The organism is Flavobacterium chungbukense (assembly GCF_020805785.1).
Lineage (GTDB): Bacteria > Bacteroidota > Bacteroidia > Flavobacteriales > Flavobacteriaceae > Flavobacterium > Flavobacterium chungbukense.
This window is the reverse complement of sequence record NZ_JAJGZV010000003.1, coordinates 156,121-167,658: the sequence shown is the minus strand read 5'-3', so window position 1 is coordinate 167,658 and position 11,538 is coordinate 156,121. Positions and strand designations below refer to the sequence as shown.

The following is an 11,538-nucleotide window of genomic DNA, read 5'->3' as shown; positions in this document are numbered from 1 at the left end:
TTTAAATATTCTAAGTTTGTATAAATTAATTAAATCAGAATTATGAAAAAGAACCTATTTTTATTAGGATTATTAGTTTGCTCAATGACCATGATGGCGCAAACTGAACAAGTGGACAAACCAGAAAGCTGGTATTTTAAATTAGGAGGATCATATTTTCTTCAAACAGCAGCAACAGAATTTCCAATTGTAAACGGTCAATTGCCTAATACAGACGTTTATGGTCCTAATGGGACTACTTTAATTTCTAGAAAAACTAATCACGGTTCTTTTGGAGAAGGTTTCCGTTCTGGACTAACTGCTGGTTACCGTTTTTCTACACGTTTAGGTGTTGAAATGGGAATTAACTATTATTCTAGTGCTGATAAATTAATGGTTGAAACCACAAATCGTTTAGTTGCTACAACTCCAACAAATATTTTTGTGAGCGGAGATGCAGTAGGAAAAATTAGAGCTTGGGATTTATCACCATCGCTAGTATTGTTTTTAGGAGAAGCTAAAGGATTTGAACCTTATACAAAAGTAGGTGTTATTGTTCCTATACATGGAGATTTAACTATCGAAACCAATCGTCAATATTCGACTGCGCAAGGAGTATTGGCAACTACGTATTCAGAAGATGTTGTAAAACCTAATCCAACTATTGGATTTATGGCTGCAATAGGATCTTCTTATAAGTTGGGTAAAAAAATTGCTTTATTTGCTGAGATTGAATATAGAAATTTTACAGTTCACGGAAAAACTAAAGAAACTACTATATTTACTGAAAATGGAGTTGATAAATTACACACTCCTTCTACTTTTAGACAAGATGCTTCATATTCTGCAATCCATACTAATTATGTAAGTCAATTAACTACAGATTCTAACAGTAAAGTAACTAACGCTGCAGGTTTTGATGATTCAAGAGCTACTGATGATATTAGTTCTTTTGTGGGAATTTCAGGTATTGGTTTAACAATTGGTTTAAAATACAGCCTATAATTTATTCCATTATTATAGTTTATAAAAAAGAGGATATTCAAAATATATCCTCTTTTTTGTTTTTTGTCATTTCCAATAAAGAATTCTGTTAATCTTTGTAGATTCCCAAGTGAGATTTGTCCTTTCAGTCGAAATGACAAATACTACTTGCTCTTCGACTTCGCTCAGAGTGACAACGCTAAGATTCAGACTCTCTAAATTCTTTTAAAACTTGATCAATAACCCAAGTTGTTCTAGAACCAGAAACTCCTTTTGAAGCCGAAGCGCCTTCTTTTCCTAAAAGTTCTGCCATTACAGTTTCAATAAAAGGCTGTTGGATATGTAACGGGTTTTCTATTGTAATACTTTCTTTTTCTCCATTTGTATATTGAATATGAAGGGGATCATTTCCAAAAGTAGAGAAAGAAATTTTTCCTTTATCACCTACAATTTCGGTATTGTCGTAACGTTCAAAACTGGCGAAATTCCAAATTCCGGATCCGTGAATTCCGTTTTCAAACAAAAATGACATCGAAACTGCATCTTCCGAAGGATAAGCTTTTAACTGAGAAGTTGCATGTCCGCGCACAGATTTTATCGGACCTAAAACAAAATCTAGAAAATCTAAAGTATGACAGGCAAGATCAACAAAAATTCCGCCTCCAGAAATATGTGGAAGAACTGTCCAAGGAAGATTGATTTCATCATCATAACGCTTTTCGAACGGATGATACAAAACGCAATTTACATGTCGAATGTTTCCTAGTTTTCCTTCATCAATTATTTCTTTAATTTTTAAAAATCGAGGCAAAGCTCTTCTGTAATAAGCAACAAATAAAGGAACATTATGTTCTTTGCAGACACTGATCATTTCGTTGCATTCTTCAAAAGTTAAAGCCATCGGTTTTTCTACATAAACTGGTTTTCCGGCTTTCGCGCATAAAATAGTGTATTCTTTATGAGAGGATGGAGGAGTAGCAATGTAAACTGCATCAACTTCTGGATCGTTTATTAAATCTATAGCATTCGAATACCATTTAGGAACATTATGGCGTTTTGCGTAATCTTCGGCAAGCGCTGCATCTCTTCGCATAACAGCAACTAAAGCAGAATTTGGAGCTTTCTGAAAAGCTGGTCCGCTTTTTACTTCGGTTACATTACCGCACCCTATAATTCCCCATTTTATAATTTTCATGGTTTAAGTTTTAAGTTTTTCAAATTTAAAAAAGGTTTGCCACGAATTACACTAATCTCCACGAATTATTTTTTGAAGTTTGCCACAGATTAAAAGAATTTCCACAGATTACAAAAGTAACGCATAGATCTTAAAATCATTTTAAATCATTTTAATCTGTGGCAAAAAAATAACCACGAATTACACATTCCTCGCAATTTAAATTCGTGGAAATTAGTGCAATTCGTGGCTAAAAAAATCTAGTTTAAAATTTTACTTCTTAGGTAAAGCTTTAAAACCCATATTGTAAAGCGTGAAAGCTTGAATGTCTACATTTTCCTGAATTGTAGCCGCAACAGATTTTCCTGCGCCGTGACCTGCTTTAACATCAATTCTAATTAAAACTGGATTTTCTCCAGTTTGTTTTTCTTGCAATTCAGAAGCAAATTTAAAACTGTGTGCTGGGACAACACGATCATCATGATCTCCAGTTGTTACCATCGTAGCAGGATATTTAGTTCCTTTTTTAACATTGTGAACAGGAGAATAACCTTTTAAATATTCAAACATTTCTTTGTTGTCCTGAGCCGTTCCGTAATCAAATGCCCATCCAGCGCCCGCTGTAAAAGCATTGTAACGAAGCATATCCATAACTCCAACTGCTGGTAAAGCTACTTTCATCAAATCAGGACGCTGTGTCATTGTTGCACCAACTAATAAACCTCCATTAGAACCTCCGCGAATCGCTAAATAATCAGATGAAGTATATTTTTGAGCTATTAAATATTCAGCTGCAGCGATAAAATCATCAAAAACATTTTGCTTTTGCAATTTCGTTCCTGCATCATGCCATTTTTTTCCGTATTCACCACCACCTCTTAAATTGGCAACGGCATAAACGCCTCCGTTTTCCATCCAAACTGCATTTGCAATACTAAAACTAGGTGTTAAACTAACATTGAATCCACCGTAGCCATAAAGAATAGTTGGATTTTTGCCATCTAGTTTTGTTCCTTTTTTATAAGTAATAATCATAGGAACTTTCGTGCCGTCTTTTGAAGTATAGAATACTTGTTTAGACTCGTAATCGTCACTTTTGAAATCAACTTTTGGTTTTTGATACACTTCAGATTTACCAGATTTTGGTTCGAAAGAGTATATGCTTCCTGGAGTTGTATAATTTGTAAAACTGTAATACAAGATTTTGTCGTCTTTCTTTCCGCCAAATCCTCCTGCAGAACCAACAGCCGGAAGTTTAATTTCACGAACTAATTTTCCATTGTAATCATATTGTTGTACAAACGAAACAGCATCTTTGGTATAATTAGCAAAGAAATATCCGGCACCAGTTGCTGGAGCTAAAACATTGTCAGTTTCTTTGATAAAATCTTTCCAGTTTTCTACTTTTGGACTTGCCGCATCTACAGTAACAACGCGACCGTTTGGCGCATTATAATCAGTGTGAATGAATAATTTTGTTCCTTCATTTTCAATAATTGAATTCTCAGCATTAAAATTATCTACAATCGTAACAATTGGGCTATTTGGTTTCGTTAAGTCTTTAATGTAAAGTTCGTTTCCGTAAGTAGAGTTCGCCGCAGTAATAATCAAATAACGATCATCTTCAGTAACGTGACCCCCAACATATCTTCTTTTCTGATCTGCTCCAAAAATTACTTTATCGTCTTTTTGAGAAGTTCCTAATTTATGAAAATACAATTTGTGCTGATCTGTTTTAGCAGATAATTCGCTTCCTTTTGGTTTTTCATAACTAGAGTAATAGAAACCTTCATTTCCATGCCATGAAATCCCGCTGAACTTTACATCAACCAAAGTATCTTCTAAAACTTTTTTAGAAACAGCATCAATAATAATTACTTTTCTCCAGTCGCTTCCGCCTTCAGAGATGGCGTATGCAGCTTTGTTACCATCTTTAGAAAAATCTAAACCGCCAAGAGAAGTTGTTCCGTCTTTCGAAAAAGTATTCGGATCTAAGAAAACCTCTTCTTTTCCGTTTTTATCTTTTCTGTAAACAACAGATTGATTTTGAAGACCGTTATTTTTAGAAAAATATGTAAATTGTCCTTCTTTGTATGGAGCACCGATTTTTTCGTAATTCCAAAGTTTTTCCATTCGTTTTTTTAGTTCGTCACGAAATGGGATTTGATTTAAGTAGCCGTACGTTACTTCGTTTTCAGCTTTCACCCAAGCTCCAGTTTCAGCAGATTTGTCGTCTTCAAGCCAGCGGTAAGGATCGCTCACTTTTGTATCAAAATATACATCAACGGTTTCTCCTTTTTTAGTTTCAGGATATTTGATTTGTCCAAATGAAACTCCTGCAGTTGTAAGTGCCATTAATAAAAATGTTTTTTTCATAATTAGTTTTTGTCTGTTGTAACAAAAATAGAACTTTTTGTTGTAAAAGATAAATGATAAAATTAAACCATATAAGTAATATAAGTTCATTTAATATAAACAGATTATATTTACTTATAAGACTTATATGGTTTAAAAATGTTACAGGTTAAAATTAACTCCCAAAACGATGTTTCTTCCAATATTTGGAATTCCGTCTGTTTTCAATCTAGAAAGGTGTGCAATATATTTTTTATCAAATAAATTGTTTCCGTTTAGGTTAATATCGAAAGCCGTTTTCCCAAGTTTTACAGTACCTCCAAAACCTAAATTTACCAAAGTGTAACCTTTAGAAGCTGTTTCAAAACCACTCACATTATCTTGGCTGAAAGTCGAAGAAACGTTTAAGGAGGCAAAACCTTCGCTTAAAAAGTTTTTGATATTAAATTCTGTTCTAAGTGTATTATTCCAGTTGTTTGCAGGAATTAAAGGCAGATAATCGTTGTTGTCTTTTTTACCTGTTACCGTTTCAAAACTAGTTTCAAAATGCAACCAATCTAGGGGATGTGGGTGAAAATGCAGACCAACTTCACCACCATATAATTGTGCATTATCTTGTACATAGGCAAAAACGTCATTATCGTCACGAAGTTCTCCAGTTGGAGATGTGTAGATGTAATTATTTACATGATTGTAAAATCCGTTAACGAAGAACTCAAAATGTGTGTTTTTGTATTCTAAATTTAAATCGGTTTGAACATTTTGCTCTGTTTTCAAATTAGCATTTCCAATTTCATAACGGTTTGTTCCTTCATGAACACCATTTGAAGTCAATTCTGCTAAATTTGGCGCTCTAAATCCTGTAGCAACATTTAGTCGAAGCGTTAATGGTTCTGCCAATTTGGTTTTATAACCTAAAGAAGCATTAAAGCTGTCAAAAGATTTGTCAAGTGGCAAGAAATAACCTTCTTCGCCTTCATTTCCGTGCGCGATTGACGTAACATTTCTGTTGTCAAAACGTAATCCAGCTTGCAAAACGTTGCTGTTCCACTCGTAATTTGCAGTTCCAAAAACACCAAAATCGTTTGTTGTAGCATCTGGAATTAAATATTCTTCTCCAGAATTTTTATTGGTTTGATGCATTCCTTGAACTCCAACAATAGTTTCAATTTTTCCAAATTTTGGGAAATGGTATTTTGCGTTGTAATTGAAAGTGTTCAATTTCATGTGAAGAGAAGCTTCATTGCTGTCTTCAAATTCGCTTCTGTCGTTTGCGATATAACCTAAATCAACATCTAATTTTGAGTTTTCAAAAAAGATAACATTATTCAAACTCAACAAATGATTGAAAATTCCCTGTCTCGGAAATTGGGTGTCTTTGCTTGATGATTGTTCTGCAATTCCGTCTTCTGGAATTCCGATATCCAGTTTATTGTAGTTGTATCTTAAAACACTTGAGAAAGTTGAATTACTGTATCCAATTCCAGTTTTAAAATCGGTTTCATTATAACGTGAATTGGTTACACGGTCGCCGTCAGCAATTTTATAATCAGAGTGTGTGTTATAACTTCCGCGAGCCAAAAATTTCCAGTTTTCGGTAGAAGTTTTTAATCCTATTGAAGAATTGCTTCCTTGAGTATTCGTAAAATATTTTTGACTGAAATTAGCTTTAAAATCTCCAGCATCAGCAAACTTTTCAGGATTAAAATATAAGACTCCTCCCAAAGCATCAGAGCCATATAACAAAGAAGCTGGTCCTTTTATAACTTCAACACTTTCAATACCAGCGTCATTTAAACCTAAACCATGTTCGTCTCCAAACTGCTGATTTTCGATACGAACGCCTTGTGAATACACCAAAACACGATTTCCGCTAAGTCCGCGAATAACAGGTTTTCCGATTGAAGTTCCAGTTGAAATCTGCGAAACTCCAGGAATTGTAGCCAAACCTTCAATCAAAGTCGAGGTTCCTTTTTGCTGTAAAGTTTTAATGCTTTCGTGCTCAATCTTCATTACGTTTTGCGATTGCAATTTGTTGAAAGGCGTCGAAACTACGACTTCATCCATTTCTAAAATAGATTCTTCAAGCGTAACATCTAAAGTGTTTTGTTTTAATAATTTAGCAATTGTTTTGTTTTGATTGGCATATCCAACATAAGTAAAAGCAAGACGTAAAGCTCCGTTTGGAAGATTGTTCAATTCGTACTTTCCATTTGCGTCTGTTGTTGTTCCTTTATGTAATTCTGGTACGTAAACAGAAACGCCAGGTAAAGGTTGATTTTGGTTGTCGGTTACTGTTCCTGAAACCGAATTTTGAGCAGAAAGCATGCCCGAAAACCCTAAAATAAGGGCAATTATAAATTTTTTCATTTGAAAATGATGCTATAGTTAATTTGATTTTTTCTTTAGATGAAAAATCAAAAACCAACAATAAAGCATTCTAATCCTTTTTGATAAAAATAGGATTAGGAAACTCAATGTTATTTGAATTTAAATAAAAAGAAATTTGATTTTTTTCGAATAATCGAAACTTAAGATACTGTAATTGAAGGCGGACCTCGCAGCAAATACGAAGTAGTTGAAATAGAGAAAATCTTCTCTGAAAATGGTAAGAAATAAGGAATTTCTTTTTCAAAAGAATGAAATTGAAATTGAAAAATTTCTGGAACAATATAACTTCCAAGAGCAAAATTACAAACAAAACAAACCTCAAAATCATTATGCTGGTGTGTTATTTCACCACTTGGATCATTATAGTTATGATGGCATTGTTTTTCTGAAAGCTGTTTTACGATATGCTCATAACTATGTATGGACTGAAACAATATGGAAAATAATATTGTGACAGCAAAAGACAAACTTAATATGAGCTGTTTTCTTTTCATACTCCGCAAAGGTATAAAGATTAAATAGAAAATTAATTTATTTTTTGCCTTCTTAAGGTTGTTTATTGAAAAAAACGCAGCAATTAATTTTATACAACATAGAAAAGAGAATATTTTTGTTTCTTGACGCTACTAGAGAAACCATTATATTATATTTGTATTTGAAATAAATATACTTACAAAACGTTTATTTTAAATCTCTCTAAAACCAAACTTACGATATGCGAATTATTTTCAGCTGTTTATTTTTACTTAGTTTTTTAAACTCTTTTGCACAAGAAGAAGTTAAACCTGAAGTAAAACCAATAGTAAAAATAGATTCTTTGTATCGAGAGGATCAGTTTTATTTTTCTGTAACTTATAATATGTTTACCGATATTCCGGTTGATTTTAAACAAAATAAGTTTTCTCTAGGACTTTCGGGAGGCTTTCTTCGTGATATGCCGGTTAATAAATCGAGAACTATTGCAATAGCCACAGGTTTAGGTTTGAGCTATCAAAACTATTTTCAAAATTTAAACATCTCTCAAGATGCTTCAGGAGCAATTATTTATGGCGTAAACGATTCTGGACAATTTGTTTCTAATCGATATAAACAATATTCTATAGATCTTCCGATAGAGTTTAGATGGCGAAATTCAACTTACGAAAGCACCAAATTCTGGCGTATTTATGGTGGTGTCAAACTAAGCTATATATTTTCGAATTCTTCAATTTTAGACGATGGAGAAAAAACATATAGAATAAAAAATAATGCGGCAATCAATAAGTTTCAATATGGTCCATATATCGCTGCTGGATATAATACATGGAATGTTTATTTGTATTATGGCTTAAGTCCATTATTTAATTCGGCAACCACCCTTTCGGGCGAAAAAATCAATATGAAAACCTTAAATGCAGGATTGATTTTTTATATTTTATAACCATAAATATAGAAACAAAAGCTGTGGCATTATCCCAATAAAAAGTCCCATAAGTACTTCTCTTGAAGTGTGCGCATTCATTTCTAAACGAGAAGATGCTACAATTCCAGACAACAAAATCAGTAATGCCGGCCAATACGGATTATGCATTTGAAAGTGAATGTTTAGACCAATTACAAAAATGGCAAAACCACAAATAGCAACCATATGTAAGCTGGCCTTTTTCTTGAAAAGTACCAACAATAAAGCTAAAATAGTACTGAATAAAGCTCCCAAGAAAAAGAAATGAAGTTCAGGATAACGAGTAATTACTATACTTCTTTTTACTAATAAAATTGATAAAAAGCATTGCAGCAAAAGCGGAATCGTTCTTTCAGAAACCTGACTTAGCATTACAGATTTTACATATCCTGTTGATTTTAAAAGCAAATAAAACAAAACAGGAACAATTACATTGATCACTGAGATCTGAATTAAAACAAAATATTTTTCCTGCGTACTGAAAACATCTCCAGCTGCATACAAATAAAATAATGTGGCGTATACCGATATAAAAATCGGATGTAATATGTAAGAGAAAATAGGAAGTAAATTTTTCAAAAGGCTCAATTTTGTGGTATAAAAACAAATATACAGAAATATCAATAAGGAAGAACGGCGACTTTATTTTTTAAGAAAATCACAACTCTTTTCTATCTTTAATGTTTTAATTTTGAAAAAAAGAAATTTCTAAATGAGCATAAATTCAAAAGACCTAATCTCAGTTATAAATGCCAAATGGGCTGGCTCGAAAAGCGCTGTTTTAATTGATCATATTTCTATTGACAGCCGTTCGCTGCAAAATGGATCGCAAACTTTATTTTTTGCTTTGGCAGGCGTAAACAATGATGCTCATTTATTTATTCCTGATTTAATAGAAAAGGGCGTTCAGAATTTTGTGGTGCAGCATATACCCGAAAATTGTGCAGAGAAAGCTAATTTTTTAATTGTTGAAAATACGTTAAATGCGCTTCAGGAATTTGCAGGATATTATAGAAGTCTTTTTCATTTTCCAATTATCGGATTAACAGGAAGTAACGGAAAAACAATTGTAAAAGAATGGCTTAATTTTTTGTTGAGTCCAGATTATAATATTGTACGAAGTCCTAAAAGTTATAACTCTCAAGTCGGGGTTCCGCTTTCGGTAATTTCAATTAATCAAAATCATAATTTAGGGATTTTTGAAGCTGGAATTTCGACAGTAAACGAAATGGCTAAATTGGAGAAAATCATTAAACCTAATATTGGTGTTTTAACAAACATTGGTTCTGCACACGATGAAGGTTTTTTAAATTTAGTTCAGAAAATTGATGAGAAACTGCTATTATTTAAAGACTGTCCCGTTATTATTTATCAAAAGAATGAAATCGTAGATTCTTGTTTGTCTCAATTTGCAGCAGAATATATGATGCATCCGCGAAAACTTTTTTCATGGAGTTTTACAGATAAAAATGCAGATGTTTTTGTTTTAAAAAAAGAAATCAAAAATGATCACACACATATTGAATATCAATACAAAAAAGAAAAATTCCATTTAGAAATTCCATTTAGCGATTCTGCTTCGGTAGAAAATGCTATTTCTTGTTTATTAGTTTTACTGTATTTTAATTACGATCAGACCACGATTCAAAATCGAATCGAGATGCTTTATCCTGTTCAGATGCGTTTAGAAGTAAAGAACGGAATTAATAATTGCAGTATTATTGATGATAGTTACAGTTCTGATTTTCAGTCTTTAAAAATTGCTTTAGACTTTTTAGAAAGCCAGAAAAAGAACGCTTCTAAAACCGTTATTTTGTCGGATATTTTTCAAAGCGGATTTTCAAACGAAGAATTGTATTCAAAAGTTGCCGATTTAATTGCTTCCAATAAAATAAATCGCGTCATCGGAATTGGGGAAACGATTAGCGCTTTTGCAGCTAAATTTTCAAACATCATTATTTTTCAAACAAAAAATGAATTTATCGATGCCATTGAAAGTTTGAATTTCAACAATGAAACTATTTTGATAAAAGGAGCGAGATCATTTCATTTTGAAGAAATTGTGTCATTTCTGGAAGAGAAAACGCATGAAACGGTACTTGAAATAAATCTGGATGCCATTAGCCATAATTTCAATTATTTCAAATCAAAACTGGCTGCCAATGTTAAAATGATGGTTATGGTGAAAGCTTTTGGTTACGGAAATGGCGGTTTAGAAATTGCTAAATTATTAGAACATCATAAAGTTGATTATTTGGGTGTCGCTTTCGCGGATGAAGGAATTTCGTTGAAAAACGGCGGAATAAAATTGCCAATAATGGTCTTAAATCCCGAATCTACAAGTTTTCCATCTATAATTCAATATCAATTAGAACCTGAAATTTATAGCATAAAAGGATTGAATGCCTTTTTGAAAATCGCTCGCGAAAAGAACTTAAAAGATTTCCCAATTCATATTAAGATTGATACCGGAATGCATCGTTTAGGCTTTGAAGAAAATACAATTCAGGAATTAATTGATACTTTAAAAGGAAATTCGGCTGTTCGTGTTCAAAGTGTACTTTCGCATTTAGCAACCAGCGATGATCCGAAACATTATGATTTTGTAAATCATCAAATTGCATTGTTTGAGAAATTGTCTTCCAGATTGATTTCAGAATTACATATTAATCCGATCCGTCATATTTTAAATACTTCTGGAATTAGCAATTTTCCGAACGCACAATATAATATGGTGCGTTTAGGAATTGGTTTATACGGAGTTTCAAATGATCCGTCAGAACAAAAGTATTTGGAAAACGTAGGAACTTTAAAATCGATTATTTCTCAAGTTAGAACTATTCCTGCAGGCGATAGCGTAGGTTACGGAAGACGTTTTATGGCCGAAAAAGAAACTAAAATCGCCACAATTCCAATTGGTTATGCAGACGGAATTGCAAGATTATGGGGAAATGAGGTTGGTTTCGTTGTCATTAAAAATCAAAAAGCAAAAATTGTCGGAAGCGTCTGTATGGATATGCTGATGGTAAACGTAACCGAAATAGATTGCAAAGAAGGTGATTCTGTAATTATTTTCGGCGAAAGCCCAACTGTTATTGAGATGGCTGAGGCATTAAAAACGATTCCATACGAGATAATGACTAGTATTTCGCAACGTGTAAAGCGCGTATTTTTCAGATAATTTTTTAAACCATATAAGTTGTATCAGTTTATT

Annotated in this window: 8 protein-coding genes; 3 read left to right on the top strand and 5 right to left on the bottom strand. The window is 32.9% G+C overall.

Annotated features, from left to right (window positions below; genetic code table 11):
- The first annotated feature begins 42 nt into the window (after positions 1-42).
- Positions 43-984, top strand: coding sequence for an outer membrane beta-barrel protein (locus tag LL966_RS10995; RefSeq protein WP_229353147.1), 942 nt, complete (start codon positions 43-45; stop codon positions 982-984).
- A 178-nt stretch (positions 985-1,162) separates the two neighbouring features.
- On the opposite strand, the gene LL966_RS10990 is transcribed toward LL966_RS10995, so the two are convergent.
- From LL966_RS10990 to LL966_RS10975, 4 genes are all read right to left on the bottom strand, one after another.
- The gene (locus LL966_RS10990; RefSeq protein WP_229353145.1) at positions 1,163-2,158 is read right to left on the bottom strand and encodes a Gfo/Idh/MocA family protein; all 996 of its coding nucleotides are present in this window, start codon (positions 2,156-2,158) and stop codon (positions 1,163-1,165) included.
- Between the two features lie 252 nt (positions 2,159-2,410).
- Positions 2,411-4,513 (bottom strand): prolyl oligopeptidase family serine peptidase, encoded by a 2,103-nt coding sequence (locus tag LL966_RS10985; protein ID WP_229353144.1) that lies wholly within the window; start codon positions 4,511-4,513, stop codon positions 2,411-2,413.
- 141 nt (positions 4,514-4,654) lie between these two features.
- A complete protein-coding gene (locus LL966_RS10980) occupies positions 4,655-6,862 on the bottom strand; it encodes a TonB-dependent receptor (protein ID WP_229353143.1) in 2,208 nt (735 codons plus the stop codon).
- A gap of 161 nt (positions 6,863-7,023) precedes the next feature.
- The gene (locus tag LL966_RS10975) at positions 7,024-7,377 is read right to left on the bottom strand and encodes a hypothetical protein (RefSeq protein WP_229353142.1); all 354 of its coding nucleotides are present in this window, start codon (positions 7,375-7,377) and stop codon (positions 7,024-7,026) included.
- Between the two features lie 221 nt (positions 7,378-7,598).
- Between LL966_RS10975 and LL966_RS10970 the strand changes: the two genes are divergently transcribed.
- On the top strand, positions 7,599-8,303 hold the full coding sequence (locus tag LL966_RS10970) for a porin family protein (RefSeq protein ID WP_229353141.1): 705 nt from the start codon (positions 7,599-7,601) through the stop codon (positions 8,301-8,303).
- On the opposite strand, the gene LL966_RS10965 is transcribed toward LL966_RS10970, so the two are convergent.
- Entirely contained in the window at positions 8,298-8,903 is a 606-nt protein-coding gene (locus tag LL966_RS10965) for a hypothetical protein (RefSeq protein WP_229353140.1), read from the bottom strand. The two genes, LL966_RS10970 and LL966_RS10965, sit on opposite strands and share 6 nt — an antisense overlap.
- A 133-nt stretch (positions 8,904-9,036) precedes the next feature.
- Here LL966_RS10965 and LL966_RS10960 point away from each other — a divergent pair, with 133 nt between their 5' ends.
- Positions 9,037-11,505, top strand: a complete 2,469-nt coding sequence (locus LL966_RS10960; protein ID WP_229353139.1) for a bifunctional UDP-N-acetylmuramoyl-tripeptide:D-alanyl-D-alanine ligase/alanine racemase — start codon at positions 9,037-9,039, stop codon at positions 11,503-11,505.
- Positions 11,506-11,538: the final 33 nt, after the last annotated feature.

Coding starts and splice junctions, on each gene's coding strand:
- LL966_RS10995 (WP_229353147.1), top strand. CDS start 43: ATGAAAAAGAACCTATTTTTATTAGGATTATTAGTTTGCTCAATGACC.
- LL966_RS10990 (WP_229353145.1), bottom strand. CDS start 2,158: ATGAAAATTATAAAATGGGGAATTATAGGGTGCGGTAATGTAACCGAA.
- LL966_RS10985 (WP_229353144.1), bottom strand. CDS start 4,513: ATGAAAAAAACATTTTTATTAATGGCACTTACAACTGCAGGAGTTTCA.
- LL966_RS10980 (WP_229353143.1), bottom strand. CDS start 6,862: ATGAAAAAATTTATAATTGCCCTTATTTTAGGGTTTTCGGGCATGCTT.
- LL966_RS10975 (WP_229353142.1), bottom strand. CDS start 7,377: ATGAAAAGAAAACAGCTCATATTAAGTTTGTCTTTTGCTGTCACAATA.
- LL966_RS10970 (WP_229353141.1), top strand. CDS start 7,599: ATGCGAATTATTTTCAGCTGTTTATTTTTACTTAGTTTTTTAAACTCT.
- LL966_RS10960 (WP_229353139.1), top strand. CDS start 9,037: ATGAGCATAAATTCAAAAGACCTAATCTCAGTTATAAATGCCAAATGG.